The following is an 18505-nucleotide window of genomic DNA, read 5'->3' on the forward strand; positions in this document are numbered from 1 at the left end:
ATCATGATGATTTTTGTGAAGAATAAAAATAAAACAAGTCATACAAAAGGAGTCAATTCACTATGAATCGTATCTTTTTTATATTAGTGGCGGCTGGTGTTCCGCTTTCTGTTATCGGCAGTCTGATGCATTGGCCTTCTGCCATTCTCTTTGCAGTCTATTGTGTAACAATTATTGCTCTGGCAAGCTATATGGGAAGAGCGACAGAATCGCTGTCCATTATTGCCGGGCCGCGGATCGGCGGTCTGTTGAACGCCACCTTCGGGAATGCGGTTGAGCTGATTATTTCGCTATTTGCATTAAAGGAAGGCCTTACAGGAATCGTGCTTGCCTCTTTAACAGGTTCAGTGCTGGGAAATCTCCTGCTGGTTGCGGGCTTATCGTTTTTTGTCGGCGGTTTAAAATACAAGCGGCAGGAGTTTAATATCCATGATGCACGCCATAATTCAGGGCTTTTGATTTTCGCCATTATTGTGGCTTTCGTAATTCCTGAGGTGTTTTCGGTTGGAATGGGGGATACAAGCAAGCTTAATTTAAGCATCGGGATCAGCATCATTTTGATTCTGTTATATGTGGCGGCTCTGTACTTTAAGCTTGTCACGCACCGCGGTGTATATCAGCCGAACAATGCTGTCCAGCCTGAGGAAGAGGAGCAGCCGGAATGGTCAGGGAAGGTTGCCACGATTGTTTTGTTTGCAGCAACAATTGTCGTGGCGTACATATCCGAAAACCTGGTGCACACATTCCACTCGGTTGCTGAACAGTTCGGCTGGAGCGAGCTGTTTATCGGGGTCATCATCGTTGCGATTGTCGGTAATGCGGCGGAACACGCGTCAGCCATCATTATGGCCTATAAAAATAAAATGGATATTGCGGTGGAGATCGCAGTCGGTTCGACGCTGCAGATTGCTATGTTTGTCGCGCCTGTTCTTGTGATCTGTTCCATCTTTTTCCCGGTAAGCATGCCGCTTGTGTTTACACTGCCGGAGCTTGTCGCGATGGTATCTTCCGTTCTCTTGATGATTGCCATTTCAAATGATGGTGATTCCAACTGGTTTGAAGGTGCCACGCTGCTAGCGGCTTATGTCATTATGGCGATCGGCTTTTTCCTTCTTTAACCTGAAAAAATGATGGATAACAACAAAGCGGGATGAAAAGACTAAGGGAAAATGCGATAGAAAGAGTGATATGATGAAAAAGCTATTTCATTCCACACTTATTGTGTTGTTATTCTTTAGTTTTTTCGGCGTTCAGCCCATCCACGCGAAGAAGCAGTTTAAGGTGCCGAATTCTGTAGCAAGCATTTCGAAGGAAAACACGTATCCGAATGCTTCACAGGATCAGCCGATGCTTCAGCCGAGCAAGCTGGCTAAGGAACTGCTGAGTTCATCAGAGGTACAGATCGAAAATCCGCACCTCATCAAAATGCTGAACGAGTCTACGGTCTCTGGCACACCGCTTGCGGTCGGCTACCGGGCCACAATATTTCTCGGGAAATGGGCGCTTGGATATGAATCGAATGAAACAGTCGCCAACTGGGAATATAAAAAAATCAATACAAACCGCGCGGATAACCGCGGCGGAAAACAAACGGCTGAAATGCATTATGACCAAGAGCAGCAATATAGAGTAACGGGCGGCCTGACAGCAAAAGTTCCAAACACGGAAGATGTCAAAAGCATGATGATGCTGAAGGCGATGAAAAAAACAAATCTTCCGCTTGCATTTGAAACGGTCATCGGAGCGGGAACAAAACGAGATCAAATTTATAAAGTCGCTCCGAAAAAACTCGGTTATTTAAACGCGTATGCTCCGGCTGTGAATGAAAAAGGGAAAGTGACTTACGGAGAAGTCTATTTAGTGCTCAAAGGCAATAAACGAAAACTTGTTGTGAAAAATGTAACGTCACAGGGAATCGGCGCGTGGATTCCGGTTCAAGACCATGTCACGTTTAGCTTCCAGCTTTCCTCGCAGCCGAGATAAATAAAAAACTGATTCCTATAATGGAATCAGTTTTTTTATTGGGTTCTTTCGATTCTTACAGCTTCCTCAAGCATTTGCACATTGTTTTGGTACAGCTGGCGAACGAGAACCCGTCTGGCGGCAAGGCTGGAACTGAAATAATCTTCATCCCGGACCATGCCCTTTACGGTAAATTCCACTCCGCGGTTGATTTTATTCAAAGCGGTGATGCCGTGTATTTGAAAAGGCTCTGTCGGGTTTCCGAATTCATCCCGCTTCAGTGAATCGCGAAGCTCTTCATTCAGCATGTCGCACGCTTCCTCCAGCACACTGTATACACGATCTGGATCTTCTTTAAAGCTGATGAGAAAGGATTCGGTAATCCGCATAAAATCAATATTATAATTTTCTATTTGTCTGACCTCGCCGTTGCTGATGGTGAGAAGCTTTCCGCTCCATTCACGGATTTGCAGCGAGCGCAGGCCGATTTCTTCGACGGTGCCGTTAAATAAATTGTTTACCGTCACATAATCGCCTTTATGAAGCTGGCGTTCATAAATTAAAAACACACCCGCCAGCACATCCTTAATCAGTGATTGGGCGCCAAAACCGATGACGATACCGGCTACGCCCGCCCCGGCTAAAATCTTGCCGAAATCATGCACAAATAAAGAAATAACATAAAAGATAAAACCGATCGTCGCCGTATATTGGGTGATAGAACGGACAAGGCTTTCAATGGTTTTCTCTTTTCTTTCTTCAATAAAGTCCGTCCGTTTAAAAAATAACTGCACCAATCGGTTAATGATAAAAACACCGATCCACAAAATGACGGCGACGAGGAGAATATCAACGATTTTATTCTGAAAAATCTCCGTAAGTGTTTCTTCCATCCGCATCTAACTCCTGGCTTGACGTTTTGAAAAATCTGTATCCTGGTAGTAGCTGTTTTTGACGAGAACGTTTGGTCCGAGGCACCGGACATTCGGGCAGTGGCAGTTCAGTTCTTTGGCCAGCTTTGTTTCTCTCCACTTTTGATAGGCGGAAGGCAGGCTGTCCGTCTGTATATTGCCGAGCGGCGGTGTATCGCCAAAGTCGGTCACGATAATATTTCCGTCAAAAATATTGACATTCAGGCGCGACCGGCCGTCAGGGTCATTTCTCACTGTCACGTTTTTCGCCGTGCGAAGCCGGCGAAGCAGCTCTTGATCCTCTTCATCAGGACTGCATGCGTAAAACGGCAGTGTGCCGAACAGCATCCATGTCTTTTCATCACGAATATCCAGCAAACGGTGAATCGCCTGTCTCATGTCCTTCAGGCTGAGAGATTCAAGGGCGCTCGCAAAATCACTCGGATACATCGGATGGATTTCATGACGCTGACATTTCATATCTTCTGTGATTTGGCGGTGAATATGCTCAATGTGCGGAAGTGTGCGTTTGTTCAGCATCGTTTCCGCTGATACCATCACTCCGGCATCCACTAGCTTGCGGCTGTTATCGATCATTTTATCAAAATAGCGCGCGCGCTGCTCGAAGGTCGGTTTTCTGTCCATCATAGCAAAACCGATTTCCGCAAACTCTTCAACCGTTCCCCAGTTATGAGAAATATGTAACACATCAAGATACGGAATAATCCATTCGTATCGCTCGATATCGAGAGTCAGGTTTGAATTGATTTGGGTCCGCACCCCGCGCTCGTGGGCGTATTTCAATAACGGCACGACATATTCCTTTACAGATTTTAATGAAAGCATCGGCTCTCCGCCTGTAATACTGATGGATCTGAGGCGGGGAATTTCCTCCAGCCTTTTTAACAGAAGATCTATTGGCAGAGCATTCGGGTCTTTGGGCTGCAATGTATAGCCTACAGCGCAATGCTCGCATCTCATATTGCACAGTGTCGTCGTTGTAAATTCAACGTTCGTCAGCTGCATATCTCCATACTGGTCAACATCCATATAGGCTTCCCAAGGATCGAACTCAGGTGTAATCGGACGCAGCTTCGTGTTTTGTGTCATGACTATCTAACTCCTTTATAAATGGGGCATACTAACGCTGCCAACAGTTAATTTTAGACCTGATTTGCCAAGATCGCAAGTAGCGGGGCGATTGAAAAACAGCAAAAAATGAGCTACCATAATAAAAAATGAATGGAGGCGCAGAATGGGGAACGCAGTAAACAATAAAGATCAGCAGCTTGATTATTTAAAGAACAGACTAGACATGTTTATGAACGTCATCGATTCATTAGACCCTGAAGCAACAGACGTTGAAGATATAGACAGGCTCATCGGCATGCTGGATGACCTGGAAGCCAAATATGAACGCTTTAAAAAAGACTGGGAATAAAACCGCGCATGCCGCGGTTTTTATATTGGCATAAAGCGTCAGTATAAAACAGGGCGCCTTTCTGTAAAATAAGAAAAAATGCAGAAGGAGCGCTGGCCATGAAGTGGATGTGTGCAATATGCTGCGCCGCCGTCCTGCTTGCAGCAGGAGCAAAACAGGCAGATGCGGTACCGAATGAGCCGATTAATTGGGGCTTTAAGCGAAGCGTTAATCATCAGCCGCCAGATGCGGGAAAACAGCTGAACAGCCTGATCAAAAAATATGATGCGTTTTATTTAGGCAATACAAAAGAAAAAACAATTTATTTAACATTTGATAACGGCTATGAAAATGGCTATACGCCAAAGGTGCTTGATGTCTTAAAAAAACATCACGTGACAGGAACGTTTTTTGTCACCGGGCATTTCGTAAAGGATCAGCCCGAGCTGATCAAACGGATGTCGGATGAAGGGCATATCATCGGCAACCACTCCTTTCACCATCCGGATCTGACGACAAAAACAGCAGACCAAATTCAGGACGAGCTTGATTCAGTCAACGAGGAAGTTTATAAGATCACGGGAAAGCAGGACAACCTATACTTACGGCCGCCGCGCGGCGTGTTCAGTGAATATGTGCTGAAAGAAACAAAACGCATGGGCTATCAAACCGTTTTCTGGTCCGTCGCTTTTGTCGACTGGAAAATCAATCATCAAAAAGGGAAAAAATACGCCTACGACCACATGATCAAACAGGCGCATCCGGGTGCGATTTACCTGCTTCACACTGTCTCCAAGGACAATGCCGAGGCGCTGGACGATGCGATTACCGACCTGAAAAAACAAGGCTATACCTTTAAAAGCATTGATGACTTGATGTTTGAGAAAGAAATGAAGTTGCCGTCTTTGTAAACATGAAAGCCTCTCCGCAATAGAGAGGCTTTTACTATTTTTCTATGCATTTTATTAAAGCGGCCCAATCTAGGTTTCCAAGCCCTTTTTCAATACCGCTTTCAAAATGGCTTTTCGCCAGCTCGGCAAGAGGGAGGTTTGCAGAAACCTGCTCCGCGGCGGCGAGCGCCAGATTGGTGTCCTTCAACCCTAATGACATTTTAAAGCCCGCCGGCTCAAATGTTTGCTCAGCCATGATCGTTCCGTAATTTTGATATACGGGGGAGCCGAAAAGCGCGTTGGCGATCTCTAAAAATTGTTTTTGCTCTAATCCGTATTTCTCCATCATCAGGAATGATTCAGATAACGCCTCCAGCATGGATACGAGCAGGAAATTGATGCTGATTTTCGCTGCGTTTGCTGTTTTGCTTTCTTCGCCGACGTCAAACACTTGCTGACTCAAGCTTTCGAGCAGAGGTTTTGCTGTTTTTTTTGCTTCCGCGGGTCCTGCCGCTATAATGCGAAGGGCGGCTTTTGCGGCTGCATCCGGCCTTCCCAGCACAGGAGCCGCAAGGAAGGATTGTCCTTTTTCTGCATGGGCGGCCGCAAGTTTTTCTGAGAACTCCACACTGATCGTGCTCATCGAAATGTGAATGCCATTCTCTGATAACCCTTCAATCAATCCGTCTTTGCCGAACGTCACGTTGCTGACAGAATTGTCATCGGAAAGCATTGTCACGACAATATCAGCGGTCTCGGCCGCCTGGCGCGGCGTTTCTGCCACTTGGGCGCCCCGGGATGCAAATTCCTCCGTCTTTTCTTTCGTCCGATTGTATACTGTCAAACGATAGCCTGCTTGAAGCACGTTCCGGGCAATGGGCTGTCCCATATTGCCGAGTCCGATCACAGCGATTTTCAATATGATCACTCCCTGAACATTTTTTTCATTATATACAAAATGAACAGGATATGCTGGAAATCGGCTTACCAAAATAAAAAGAACAGCTTCACGCTGTCCTCATTTGAAGATGTTGAACCATCCTTTATGTACAAACCATATCAGCATGCCGGCCACAAGAGCGGCCATTAGGCCAAGCACGGCGAAATATCCGTATTTCCAGTGAAGCTCCGGCATGTTGTCGAAGTTCATGCCGTAAACGCCGGCGATAAACGTGAGCGGGATAAAAATCGTAGACACGATGGTCAATGTCATCATAATCGCATTCATCCTGTTCGAATTCAGTGTCACGTAGCTGTCACGCAAATCGGACGTCATGTCGCGGTTAGATTCCACAATTTCTGAAAGCTTTAATAAATGATCGTAAATATCGCTGAAGTATGCCTTTGTTTCACGCTGCTCCTTCACATGGTCAAGGCTTAAAATCCGATACAGCAAATCACGCATCGGAATAATGGTCCGCCTGAGATGCAATAGGTCAGTTCTGAGCTCAAACACCTCGCTCATCAGCGTCCCGTATGTTTTGTGGCTGCGGCTGTCTTCAATCTCATTCAGCCGGTCTTCTATTTTGTACACCAGAGGAAAATATTCATCAACAAGCTGATCCATGATCATGTAAGAAATATGCCCCGGCCCTTTTTTTAACATGTCCGGTGAAGCATATAAACGCTCCCGGACTTTGGCGATACCGGGCGTTTCGTGTAAATGAAAGGTGACGACAAATTTTTCGCCTTGAAAGATATCGACTTCCTCGGTTTCAAGTGTTTCCTGATTCAGCGCATGAAGCACGTAAAAGCGATAGCCGTCGTAATGGTCAAGCTTCGGACGCTGCATATGCTGAAAGCAATCTTCAATCGCAAGCGGATGAAAATGAAAAAAATCTCTCAATAACGCGGTTTCCGTTTCCTCAGGGCCGTAAAAATCAACCCAGTACCACGCAATATCCGGCTGTTCAACCCGTTCGATCGGTATATTTTTCAAAAGCTGATGCTGTGTTGTGATAGCGGTAATGTTGATCATAAACAACCCTCCACCTGCCATTATATCATGCAGCCTTTTTCAGAAAAGTATACAGTGTTTTCTACCGGTTTCCAGCGGCGTGGTATACTGAACAAAAAACGGAAAAAGGGCTGATCATATGTGGAAAGAAAAAGTATCGGTCACACCGCCGTACCATTTTGACCGTGTGCTCGACAGGCTGTCGTTAGATCCTCTTAATGCAGTTGATTTGAAAGCGCGGGAAATAAGAGTGCCGATCAGAAATAAGGCCGGTTACGTATGTATTGTGAAGGTGCAGGCGTTAGGCCATGCGGACGAGCCCGAGTTTCTCGTCAGCGGGGAAACAGAGCAGGAAGACATGATGAAGGAAATCAAACGGATTTTTCAATGGGAACATGATTTGCAGCATGTTCTTGATCATTTCTCAAAAACGAATCTTTCCGCGATTTTTGAAGAGCATGCAGGCACGCCGCTTGTATTGGACTACAGCGTGTACAACTGTATCATGAAATGCATTGTGCACCAGCAGCTGAATCTATCTTTTGCGTACACCTTGACAGAACGGTTTGTCCATACGTTCGGCGAGCAGAAGGACGGCGTGTGGTGCTATCCGAAGCCGGAAACGATTGCGGCGCTGGATTATCAAGATCTCCGCGAGCTCCAGTTCAGCATGAGAAAAGCGGAATACGCCATTGATACGTCAAGGATGATCGCAGAAGGCACACTCGACTTGTCAGAGCTGCCCCAACTGACAGATGAAGACATCATGAAGAAACTGATCAAAATCAGAGGCATCGGCCCATGGACGGTACAAAACGTGCTGATGTTTGGGCTTGGACGGCCCAATTTATTCCCGCTGGCAGATATCGGACTGCAAAACGCGATCAAACGCCACTTCAATTTGGACGACAAACCGGCAAAGGATGTTATGCTCGCGATGAGCAAGGAGTGGGAGCCTTATTTGAGCTATGCGTCGTTATATTTGTGGAGGAGTATAGAATAATTCGTCTGACAATGAAGGAAATCGTGCAAACGTGTTATACTAGAAAGATGTGAAAAAAACATTTCACTTTCTGCCATCTGCAGAAAGCTTCATATAGAAACGGAGAGAACAACGTGAACCAACAAAACAAAAAGGCGCCCGTCGAACTGAAAGTCGGACAGACCTTTCCGCTGACGATTAAACGTCTCGGAATTAACGGGGAAGGCGTCGGCTATTTCAAGAAAAAAGTCGTGTTCGTGCCCGGCGCGCTTCCTGGTGAAGAGGTTGTCGTCCAAGCGACGAAAGTGCAGCCGAAGTTTTCGGAGGGACGGATCAAGAAGATTCGCAAGGCTTCGGAGCATCGGGTGGCACCGCCCTGCCCTGTCTACGAGCAGTGCGGCGGCTGCCAGCTTCAGCATCTTGCTTACAGCCAGCAGCTTCGGGAAAAGCGCGACATCGTCATCCAGTCTCTGGAGCGCCATACGAAGTTTAAAGTCGAAAACATGGATATCAGAGAAACGGTCGGCATGGACAACCCATGGAATTACCGCAACAAAAGCCAATTCCAGATCGGACGCTCACAAAGCGGCAGCATCATCGCCGGCTTATACGGCCTTGATTCTCATGATATCGTGCCGATCAAAGACTGCATCGTTCAGCATCCGGCAACCAACAAAACAACAGGCATCGTCCGCCGCATTTTAGAGGACTTCAATGTGTCTGTTTATAATGAAAGAAAACGAAAAGGCGACGTTCGCACGATAGTGACGAGAGTCGGTTTTGAAACAGGCGAAGTGCAGGTCGTGCTTGTAACAGCAAAAGAAACGCTTCCGCATAAGGAAGAAATCGTCAAAGCGATCCAAAAGCGCCTGCCTGAGGTGAAATCCATTATTCAAAATGTAAACGGAGCGAAAACCTCTGTTATTTTCGGTGAGAAATCAAAACCCCTCGCCGGACATACCGTGATTCAAGAGGTGCTCGGCGACGTATCTTTTGAATTGAGCGCCCGCGCCTTCTTCCAGCTCAATCCGGAGCAAACCGTCAAGCTGTATGATGAAGTGAAAAAAGCGGCGCAGCTGACCGGGAAAGAAAAAGTCGTTGACGCGTATTGCGGCGTCGGCACCATCGGCATGTGGGTGGCCGACGGAGCGAAGGAAGTCCGCGGCATGGACGTCATCAAAGAATCGATTGACGATGCCAAGAAAAATGCCAAAAAACACGGCATGACAAACGCCACGTACGTAACAGGAACAGCCGAGCACTGGCTCCCGAAATGGACGAAAGAAGGCTTCCGCCCGGACGTCGTCATCGTTGATCCGCCAAGAACCGGCTGTGACAGCACGTTCCTGGATACGATCAAAAAAGTCAAACCGAAACGCTTTGTCTACGTTTCCTGCAATCCATCCACGCTTGCGAAGGATTTACAGGCGCTGTCGAAAGACTATCGCGTGGAATATATTCAGCCTGTCGATATGTTTCCGCAGACAGCTCACGTTGAAGCAGTGGCGAAGCTTGTGTTGAAATCGTCTCATTAAGTCCTAATCAGATCTGGATTTCGGTAGAATGAACATTGCCGATTTCCGGGTCTTTTTCATGCGCAACCCACCCAAGCTATTGAAAGAAAATTTGCAGGAACATACACTGAAATTTGGATCATGTACCTAAACCTATGACCCAAACTGCCTTTCTTACTCGGTTTACTTTGTCACTTTTTATGTGTGATTAGTAAAGATTTAAATGTTCAAAATTTACTATCGTTTGATAAGAAGTGCTTAAGCATGCTATAAGTGTAAAAGAAGTATGGTCAGCTTTTTAATTTTGGGATAAAGGTTTGGGTTTGTATCCCATAATGAAAGGATTTGAATGTAATGACGATAGATAATTTCTGGCGTGAATTACCACGGCCTTTTTTTGTACTGGCACCAATGGAAGATGTGACGGATGTTGTGTTTCGCCATGTAGTGAGTGAAGCAGGAAGACCTGATGTGTTCTTTACGGAGTTTACAAACTCGGAGAGCTATTGTCACCCGGATGGAAAGGATAGTGTGCGCGGCCGTTTGACTTTCACTGAGGATGAACAGCCAATGGTAGCCCACATATGGGGAGACAAGCCTGAGAACTTTCGCCAAATGAGTATTGGTATGGCGGAATTAGGCTTTAAGGGTCTAGATATCAATATGGGCTGCCCTGTGCCTAATGTGGCGGGAAATGGAAAGGGAAGCGGCCTTATTTGTCGTCCTGAAGTTGCAGCAGAATTAATACAAGCAGCAAAAGCAGGGGGATTGCCTGTAAGTGTGAAGACAAGGCTTGGTTACACAGATGTGGACGAATGGCGCGGCTGGCTGACACACATCTTGAAGCAAGACATTGCGAATCTTTCCATTCATCTGCGTACAAGAGCGGAAATGAGCAAAGTGGATGCGCATTGGGAACTCATCCCGGAGATTAAGAAACTTCGTGATGAGGTGGCACCAGATACCCTTTTGACGATCAATGGGGATATTCCTGACCGGGAAACCGGCTTAAAACTTGCTGAACAATACGGTGTCGATGGCATTATGATAGGGCGCGGTATTTTTACGAATCCTTTCGCTTTTGAAAAGGAGCCGAAAGAGCATAGCAGCAAGGAATTGATTGATCTTTTGAGACTGCATCTGGATCTCCATGATGAATATTCAAAAACAGAAGCTCGAGCATACAAACCGCTTCCTCGCTTTTTCAAGATATATCTCCGTGGATTCCGTGGGGCAAGTGAATTAAGAAACCAATGCATGAACACAAAATCAACAGACGAAGTGCGTGCATTGCTCGATGAATTTGAGAGGAAGTATCTTGATGGGGCGGAGCAACAGTAGATGTTTCCTAATTCAAGGTAAAAGCGAAGTGGGACGCTCTTTTTGCTTTATAAGTTAGTTATTTAGGAAATGTTTATTTTCACTGTGCAAAAATTCAACAGACGAAGAGGAATCTGTCAGATTTCCTCTTCTTTTTTGATTCAATAAGTCAGATTGTCTGACATTCCAATTGAACCAGCTCCATATAATCAATAAAGTAAATGCAAGAGTTTCTAAAACAGAATGGGGGCTGGAAGCATGATGGATGAATACGCCAGTATATATAAGAACGTGATTGAATGGAGGAGACATCTTCATCAATACCCGGAGCTGTCCTTTCAAGAAGAAAAAACAGCTCAATTTGTATATGATACACTCTCTTCTTTTGAAAATCTTGAGATCAGCCGCCCGACAAGGACAAGTGTCGTTGCCCGGCTGAGCGGTGCGCGGCCGGGCAAACGAATTGGGCTGCGCGCTGATATGGATGCGCTGCCGATTCAAGAGGAGCATGACAGTCATTTTCGCTCCCGCCATCCAGGTGTAATGCATGCGTGCGGGCATGATGGGCATACCGCCATGCTGCTTGGGGCGGCTGAGATTTTGTCTCAGAAAAAGGATGAGCTTAGCGGCGAAGTCTACTTTATTTTTCAGCATGCCGAGGAGGTTCATCCTGGCGGGGCGCAGGAAATGGTGAAGGCTGGTGTTGCGGACCGTCTTGATCTATGCATAGCCATCCATCTGTTTTCTGCCATGCCTTTAGGAAAAATCGGACTGGCATCAGGCCCGGTCACCGCTAACTCTGACCGCTTTGATATCACGATTAAAGGAAAAGGCGGGCATGCCTCTCAGCCTGAACAGTGTATTGACCCGCTTGTGATTGCCTCACAAGTCATTACTCATTTGCAAAGCATTGCCTCAAGACATACAGATCCTGCCGAAAGACTGGTGCTCTCTGTTACCATGTGTCATGCGGGCTCCGCCTACAATGTGATCCCCGATACTGTGACGCTTGGAGGGACGGTAAGGACGTTTCGAAAGGAAGTCCGGGCAAATACGGAAGCGCTCATGGAAACCATTATAAAAGGCGTAACTGAAGCCCATGGCGCGTCGTATGATTTTGATTACCGCCATGGATACAAGTCTGTGGTAAACGATCCGAACGTAACCGAACTGGTCAGACAAGCAGCGGAGAATCTGTGGGGGAAGGATCAGGTATTTCCGTTAGCGCCAATGATGGGCGGAGAAGATTTCTCCGCGTTTTCTGAACGAGTGCCGAGCTGTTATATCGCTTTGGGAGCGGGAACCGGGGAGATGATCTATCCGCATCACCATCCTAAATTCACGTTCGATGAAAAAGCGTTATCAGCAGGCGTTAAATTATTTGTAAATTCAGTCTATTTTATTCTGCATTCCCGTGAATCGATTTCAATGAAGATCAACTAAAACCGATTATAGGAGGGCGCTATGGCTAAACATCTGCCGGAAGTCATGACCGCTGATTCTTTACAAAAAATCGAGCATAAAGGAATATTAAAGTGGATCGAAAAGGTCGGAAACAAATTGCCTGATCCTTTTATGTTATTTATCTACTTATCGATGATCATCATTGCCATGTCTGTTGTGCTGGCAGGTAACGCAGTGACACATCCGGGAGATGGGAAAGAGATAGCCGTTAAGAGTTTGCTCAGCACCGAGGGCATTCACTGGATGCTGACGGAAGCGGTGAACAACTTTGTTCAATTTCCGCCTCTCGGACTTGTGCTCACGATGGTGCTCGGCATCGGGCTGGCGGAACGCGTCGGTTTGATCGAGGCTGTGCTGCAAAAGATGATGGCGCATGTTCCGAAAGCGATCATCAGCTATTCCGTCGTATTTGTCGGGATTTTAGGGAATCTGGCGTCTGATGCGGCATGGGTCATTATCCCGCCGGTGGGCGCCCTGATCTTCATGGCAGCCGGGCGTCATCCGCTTGCCGGCTTTGCGGCCGCTGCGGCAGGTGTAGGGTCAGGATTTACGGCCAATCTGATGATCGCCGGGACAGACGCGCTTCTTTCCGGAATTACCACACAGGTCGCACAAACCGTCGATAAAAATGCTCAGGTATCGGCTGTTGATAACTGGTTTTTCATGGCGGCCTCCGTATTTGTTTTAGCCTTTATCGGTGCATGGGTTACTGATAAAATTGTTGAACCCCGGCTTGGCAGCTACCGCGGAGAATATAAGCCTGAAATGGTGGCGTTAACGGGAAAAGAGATCAAAGCACTGAAGGCTGCCGGGGCAGCGGCTCTTTTATATGCTGGAGTCATTGCGTTATTAGTCGTTCCAGAGGGAGCGCTCCTGCGTGATCCTGAAAACGGATCAATTCTTTCCTCGCCTTTTCTGAAAGGCATCATCCCCATCATTCTGCTGTTCTTTATTACTGTATCGGTTGTCTATGGCATCGTGGCCGGACGCATTAAGGATCAGACAGACGTCCCGAGGCTGATGGGAGATTCCATTAAAGGCATGTCAGGCTTTATTGTGCTTGTCTTTGTCATTTCACAGTTTATCGCCTTTTTCACGTGGAGCAATATGGGAATTTTTATGGCTGTAAAGGGAGCAGGCTTTCTGGAATCCGTCCATTTAACCGGGTTTCCTGTATTAATCGGATTTTCGTTGCTGACTTGTGTCGTCAGTCTGTTTATTACGAGCGGCTCTGCTTTATGGGCGCTGCTGGCCCCCGTGTTTATCCCGATGCTGATGCTGCTGGATTTTCATCCCGCGTTTATTCAAATTGCCTATCGGATTGCGGATTCCGCGACCAACACCATTACGCCAATGAATCCGTATTTGCCGATGCTGATGGCTTACTATAAGCGCTACAAATCAGATGCGGGCTTCGGAACTGTGATCTCAACCATGATTCCGTATACGGTTCTGTTCTTCTTGGCGTGGCTTCTCATGATGTTCATTTGGTACGCTTTCGGCTGGCCGATCGGACCGGGCGTTTATGCAAAATAAAAACGACAAAGGGTGGGAGACATATGGATATGATTCAAATAAGACGAGATTTTCACCGGCATCCCGAACTGGGCTTCACAGAATTTCGCACAGCCGGAAAGGTTGTGGAAACTCTTCAAGCCCTGGGATATCACGTGACATATGGCAAGGACGCAATGGATGGCGAGGCCCGCAGAGGCGTTCCTTCAGAAAAAGAACTGAAGCGCGCTTTTGACCGTGCAATTGAAAATGGAGCCGATCCTGATATCATTGCGCCGATGAAAGGCGGATATACCGCTGTCATCGGAAGACTTGAAGGAAGTGCGCCGGGACCCGTCGTTGCGCTTCGTTTTGATATGGATGCACTTCCGATTACAGAAAGCGCAGATGCTGACCATGGTCCTCACGCCAAGGGCTTCCGTTCTGCATTTGAAGGAAATATGCACGCATGCGCCCATGACGGACATACCGCAATCGGGCTAGGTGTTGCTGAAGCGCTGGCACATCAAAACTTTGCAGGTACTCTGAAGCTGATTTTCCAGCCCGCCGAGGAAGGTGTCCGCGGAGCGTATGCCGTTACTGAGAAAGGCATGCTGGACGATGTTGATTATCTCCTCTGCCATCATCTGGGGACTAATGTGCCGCTTGGAGAAATATACGGCGGTGCAGAAGGATTCCTGGCCACTACGAAAATGGCTGTTCATTTCCGGGGCGTCTCCTCACATGCAGGAGCGGCTCCTGAGCATGGCAGAAATGCTTTGCTCGGGGCGGCGACGGCACTTTTAAATATACATGCCATTCCGCGTTTCAGTTCGGGCGATACCCGGATCAATGTCGGCGTGCTTGAAGGCGGAACAGCGGCCAATATCATCCCGCAGCACGCGAAAATGATCATTGAAACGCGGTCAGATTCAGAAGCGGTCAACCGCGATCTGGAAGAGCGGGTGAGAAAGATCATCGCCCACAGCGCAGCCATGCATGAGCTTGAACATTTGATCGAAATCATCGGCGGAGCGATTTCGATCAAATGTGACGAGGAAGTGGTTTCGACCGTGCTAGAAGCTGCTGGAGAGGTTGGCGGATTTTCCTCACTGCAAGGCATCCACACCGGCTCAAGAGGAAGTGAAGACGCAAGCTATATGATCAAAAGAGTTCAGGAGCGGGGAGGAAAAGGGACATATATGATCATTGGCACCGACATCGCTGCCCCGCATCATCATGAAAAGTTCGATATCCAGGAAGATATTCTTCCGCGAAGCGTTCAGCTGCTGAAGCAAGCGGCATTGAAGCTGTTGAAGTAGAGGGGGAACCCCCTCTTTTTTTATGTCATTCGAAACGCTTTCCAAATAAAGGAGACGATTTGTTGGATTTATGGTACATTGATAAGTATGAAAAAAAGAGGAGAATCAAATGAAGAGAATGCATTTTTGTACATGTATAGGCCTGCTGCTGATCGTGATTTCAGCCTATCCTATCTTTGTACTATTGAGAGAAAATATAATAGATCACAGCATAACAAATCGTTATGACATTCATTATGCATATCAAGAAAAGCAAGGTTATCAACATGCGATAGATACTCAAAATATCAACATTTTTAATCATCATATTAGGATTATTGAGGCCAAAACAGGAAAACATGCGCCCCTGACAAGCTGGGATAAAGACGAAAACGTTCCTGCCGGAGAGATTGTTAACATACAGTATCAATTAGACGGCCGAGATCTCTCATCACCTTCTGAAGTATGGCTTTCTAATCGAGAAAGAGGAGGGCGATACTTTTCATGGCTTGAAATATTAACGGTAAAGGATCGAAAGACTGATCAAAATCTGGTTTACATTGTTCAGAGAATAACTGACGATCAAATAAGTCTTGAAAAAAGCAAATGGAAAATAATCAGGATTCATCAGGATGGGACTGTAAAGGAGAAGCTTCTAAGCTATTCTGATAGAAGCAAGGATCCATTGAGTGTAAAACTGCTTAATTTTTCATATGTTGGAGGAAATTCAATGGGGTATCATTCTGAGATGTATGAAGTGATTCCCAATGTCATATTTCCTCTTTTGTATCCATTGATTACGTTCGCTGTCGGTTGTGCGATCATGATCGGGATCTTAATCATTGTGATAGTCCAGAAGATAAAAGGAGTTCGAAAATCAATATGAAACGACTATGCATCATCCCCTGCGGCGCGAAAAAAATCTGGGATGTTCAGCCTGATGCAGGGCCGACGAGGGCGGAAGACGCTTACCTGAGCCCGTTTCATCAGGCGTGCGAGCGGTATGCGAAAGCTTTTTTTGACGACTGGGTCATTTTGTCGGCAAAGCATGGGTTCCTGCGTCCTGATGACATCGTGCCGGAAAACTACGATGTGGCATTCGGGAGCGGTCATCCAGAGATTATGACAGAGGAGAAGTTAAGCCGCCAATATCGTGAAAAGGGTTTTCTTGAAAAAGAAGAGCTCGTCATGCTCGGCGGGAAAAAATATCGTAAAGTCCTTAACACGGTCGTCGGAGATCATCAGCATATCAGCTGGCCGCTGGCACCGTACAAAGGCATTGGTTACATGCTTCAGGCACTTAACAGGGCGGTTGAAGAAAAACAAGAACTGTAATACGTACATAACCCGAAAAGGGTGTGAAAATGAAAAGAATGGTGTTCGGCTTCCTTGCCATTGCGGTATGTGGATGTGGCTTATATATCTATCATGTTTTATTCGGTGATCCTTTTTCGAAAAATGCCGCAGAACAAAAGCTCACATCATATGTGAAACAGACCTATCCTCAAAAAGAAATTAAGATCACGAATGGAGTTTATAACGCCAAAACCTCGGAATATGTGTTTCAAGCAAACACCCAATCTCAAAGCTACCAAATGTGCGCGATGGGGTTTCTCCATCCTAAGGTAACCTGCGATGGGATTGAAGAAGCCTATACCGAGTCTGTTGCAAAACATCTAAATCAAGAAGCATCAAAGGAAATCGAAGCGGATTTGAAAAAAGCCGTTCCGCAACTTATAAAAGCCGAAGCAGATATCAGCGTTGATCACGCCCAGTTTACATTAGATACAAGATGGAGCAAGCAATTGGCTGAAAGAGCGCCGCTAAGTTTGACGATTCAGTTAGATGCAAGCGGAAAAACAAAAACAGATGCCGCGGCGATGGCGGAAACCGTCAGAAAAACGCTTAATCAAAAAGGGTATACATATTTCAGAGGCACGATAGACTGCATGCAGAAGGATGGGGACGGCGGCTTTGGTTATGTAAAATATTCAATTGATTTCACTCCTGAAATCGCCATTCAGAAAAACGATGCAGAGGCATTAGGAAGTTGATAAGATTTCCGAGGAAATAAATATGTCGATCGACGTCAAAAGGCCGGGCAGGTGCCCGGTCTTTTTTATTTGGAATAAAACGAGACACATGGTTTCATATCGAGACAAAATGAGACACCTGTCTCAAACTGTCTCCTGGTATCAACATAGAAGACTGATTTTACGGGCATCCAATAGCTGGCACACTTCTTGCATTCATTAAGGCGAACCCTAAATAGAAGGAGGCACACACAATGGAACTGTTAAAACGAGAAGGCTTGTCATTAACTGAGGAAAAAGCGCTGTGGATGTACCAAAAGATGCTGGAAATCAGGGGCTTTGAGGACAAAGTGCATGAACTGTTCGCAGAGGGAGTGCTTCCCGGATTCGTCCATTTGTATGCCGGTGAAGAAGCGGTAGCTGTAGGCGTGTGCGCTCACTTAGATGATGGCGACAGCATTACAAGCACACACAGAGGGCATGGGCATTGTATCGCCAAGGGCTGTGATCTGGATGGCATGATGGCGGAAATATTCGGGAAAGCGACCGGACTGTGTAAAGGCAAGGGCGGTTCTATGCACATTGCCGATCTCAATAAAGGTATGTTAGGGGCAAATGGAATCGTCGGGGGCGGATTTACGCTCGCATGCGGGTCAGCGCTCACGGCTAAATATAAACAGACTAAAAATGTAAGCGTTTGCTTTTTTGGGGACGGAGCAAATAACCAAGGGACTTTCCATGAAGGCCTCAACTTAGCAGCTGTATGGAATCTTCCAGTTGTGTTTATCGCTGAAAACAACGGCTACGGCGAAGCCACGCCATTTGAGTACGCGTCAGCCTGTGATTCAATCGCTGATCGGGCAGCTGCCTATAACATGCCGGGAGTAACCGTGGACGGAAAAGATATTTTAGCAGTTTATCAGGCAGCAGAGGAAGCGATTGAACGAGCAAGAAACGGCGGAGGCCCGTCTTTGATTGAATGCATGACCTACAGAAACTACGGCCATTTCGAAGGAGATGCCCAAACCTATAAAACAAAGGATGAAAGAGCTGAGCACCTTGAAGAAAAGGATGCCATTCAAGGTTTTAAAAACTACCTTTTAAAAGAAACAGATGCCAATAAGCTGTCAGACATTGAACAGCGTGTCAGCGAATCGATTGAAAAAGCAGTCTCCTTCAGCGAAGACAGCCCATATCCGAAAGAATCAGAGCTGCTGGCAGATGTATATGTCTCATACGAAAAAGGAGGAATGTAAG

The 18505-nt window shown here is 46.5% G+C and carries 18 protein-coding genes; 14 read left to right on the plus strand and 4 right to left on the minus strand.

The window, feature by feature from the left end; all coding sequences use genetic code 11:
• Nucleotides 1-62: 62 nt before the first annotated feature.
• Entirely contained in the window at nt 63-1118 is a 1056-nt protein-coding gene (gene cax / locus MTN95_RS14755; protein ID WP_024120588.1) for a calcium/proton exchanger, read from the plus strand.
• Between the two features lie 70 nt (nt 1119-1188).
• The gene (locus MTN95_RS14760; protein WP_082687919.1) at nt 1189-1983 is read left to right on the plus strand and encodes a YfkD famly protein; all 795 of its coding nucleotides are present in this window, start codon (nt 1189-1191) and stop codon (nt 1981-1983) included.
• Between the two features lie 35 nt (nt 1984-2018).
• Here MTN95_RS14760 and mscC read toward each other — a convergent pair whose 3' ends face one another.
• The gene (gene mscC, locus MTN95_RS14765) at nt 2019-2861 is read right to left on the minus strand and encodes a mechanosensitive ion channel protein MscC (protein WP_202853210.1); all 843 of its coding nucleotides are present in this window, start codon (nt 2859-2861) and stop codon (nt 2019-2021) included.
• Complete coding sequence (gene yfkAB / locus MTN95_RS14770; protein WP_248338749.1) at nt 2862-3983, minus strand: radical SAM/CxCxxxxC motif protein YfkAB; 1122 nt, start codon at nt 3981-3983, stop codon at nt 2862-2864.
• 145 nt (nt 3984-4128) lie between these two features.
• Here yfkAB and MTN95_RS14775 point away from each other — a divergent pair, with 145 nt between their 5' ends.
• On the plus strand, nt 4129-4314 hold the full coding sequence (locus MTN95_RS14775; RefSeq protein ID WP_010333401.1) for an SE1561 family protein: 186 nt from the start codon (nt 4129-4131) through the stop codon (nt 4312-4314).
• 98 nt (nt 4315-4412) lie between these two features.
• A complete protein-coding gene (gene pdaA / locus MTN95_RS14780) occupies nt 4413-5204 on the plus strand; it encodes a delta-lactam-biosynthetic de-N-acetylase (RefSeq protein ID WP_059291644.1) in 792 nt (263 codons plus the stop codon).
• Between the two features lie 34 nt (nt 5205-5238).
• Here pdaA and MTN95_RS14785 read toward each other — a convergent pair whose 3' ends face one another.
• Together MTN95_RS14785 and corA are read right to left on the minus strand one after the other, a co-directional pair.
• Nucleotides 5239-6102 carry an NAD(P)-dependent oxidoreductase gene (locus MTN95_RS14785; protein ID WP_248338751.1) on the minus strand — a complete coding sequence of 288 codons (864 nt, stop codon included), beginning with the start codon at nt 6100-6102 and terminating at the stop codon, nt 5239-5241.
• A 99-nt stretch (nt 6103-6201) separates the two neighbouring features.
• Complete coding sequence (gene corA, locus MTN95_RS14790) at nt 6202-7161, minus strand: magnesium/cobalt transporter CorA (RefSeq protein WP_024120593.1); 960 nt, start codon at nt 7159-7161, stop codon at nt 6202-6204.
• A 118-nt stretch (nt 7162-7279) separates the two neighbouring features.
• On the opposite strand from corA, the gene MTN95_RS14795 reads away from it, so the two are divergent.
• The 10 genes from MTN95_RS14795 (at nt 7280) to acoA (ending at nt 18504) form a co-directional block, all read left to right on the plus strand.
• Nucleotides 7280-8143, plus strand: a complete 864-nt coding sequence (locus MTN95_RS14795; protein WP_248338753.1) for a DNA-3-methyladenine glycosylase family protein — start codon at nt 7280-7282, stop codon at nt 8141-8143.
• A 113-nt stretch (nt 8144-8256) separates the two neighbouring features.
• Complete coding sequence (gene rlmD / locus MTN95_RS14800) at nt 8257-9657, plus strand: 23S rRNA (uracil(1939)-C(5))-methyltransferase RlmD (protein WP_227599257.1); 1401 nt, start codon at nt 8257-8259, stop codon at nt 9655-9657.
• A gap of 333 nt (nt 9658-9990) precedes the next feature.
• Nucleotides 9991-10977 carry a tRNA dihydrouridine synthase gene (locus MTN95_RS14805; RefSeq protein WP_248338755.1) on the plus strand — a complete coding sequence of 329 codons (987 nt, stop codon included), beginning with the start codon at nt 9991-9993 and terminating at the stop codon, nt 10975-10977.
• A 237-nt stretch (nt 10978-11214) separates the two neighbouring features.
• A complete protein-coding gene (locus tag MTN95_RS14810; protein WP_248338757.1) occupies nt 11215-12399 on the plus strand; it encodes a M20 metallopeptidase family protein in 1185 nt (394 codons plus the stop codon).
• 21 nt (nt 12400-12420) lie between these two features.
• The gene (locus MTN95_RS14815; RefSeq protein WP_248338760.1) at nt 12421-13956 is read left to right on the plus strand and encodes an AbgT family transporter; all 1536 of its coding nucleotides are present in this window, start codon (nt 12421-12423) and stop codon (nt 13954-13956) included.
• A 23-nt stretch (nt 13957-13979) separates the two neighbouring features.
• Nucleotides 13980-15236, plus strand: a complete 1257-nt coding sequence (locus MTN95_RS14820) for an amidohydrolase (RefSeq protein ID WP_248338762.1) — start codon at nt 13980-13982, stop codon at nt 15234-15236.
• Nucleotides 15237-15345: 109 nt separating this feature from the next.
• The gene (locus MTN95_RS14825) at nt 15346-16101 is read left to right on the plus strand and encodes a hypothetical protein (RefSeq protein WP_248338764.1); all 756 of its coding nucleotides are present in this window, start codon (nt 15346-15348) and stop codon (nt 16099-16101) included.
• Nucleotides 16098-16550, plus strand: coding sequence for a DUF6884 domain-containing protein (locus MTN95_RS14830; RefSeq protein WP_248338766.1), 453 nt, complete (start codon nt 16098-16100; stop codon nt 16548-16550). Before MTN95_RS14825 ends, MTN95_RS14830 begins: the two co-directional genes overlap by 4 nt.
• 29 nt (nt 16551-16579) lie before the next feature.
• On the plus strand, nt 16580-17269 hold the full coding sequence (locus tag MTN95_RS14835) for a YfjL-like protein (RefSeq protein WP_248338768.1): 690 nt from the start codon (nt 16580-16582) through the stop codon (nt 17267-17269).
• A 233-nt stretch (nt 17270-17502) separates the two neighbouring features.
• The gene (gene acoA / locus MTN95_RS14840; RefSeq protein ID WP_202853454.1) at nt 17503-18504 is read left to right on the plus strand and encodes an acetoin:2,6-dichlorophenolindophenol oxidoreductase subunit alpha; all 1002 of its coding nucleotides are present in this window, start codon (nt 17503-17505) and stop codon (nt 18502-18504) included.
• Nucleotide 18505: the final 1 nt, after the last annotated feature.

It is taken from the genome of Bacillus sp. 2CMS4F (assembly GCF_023161785.1).
Lineage (GTDB): Bacteria > Bacillota > Bacilli > Bacillales > Bacillaceae > Bacillus > Bacillus halotolerans.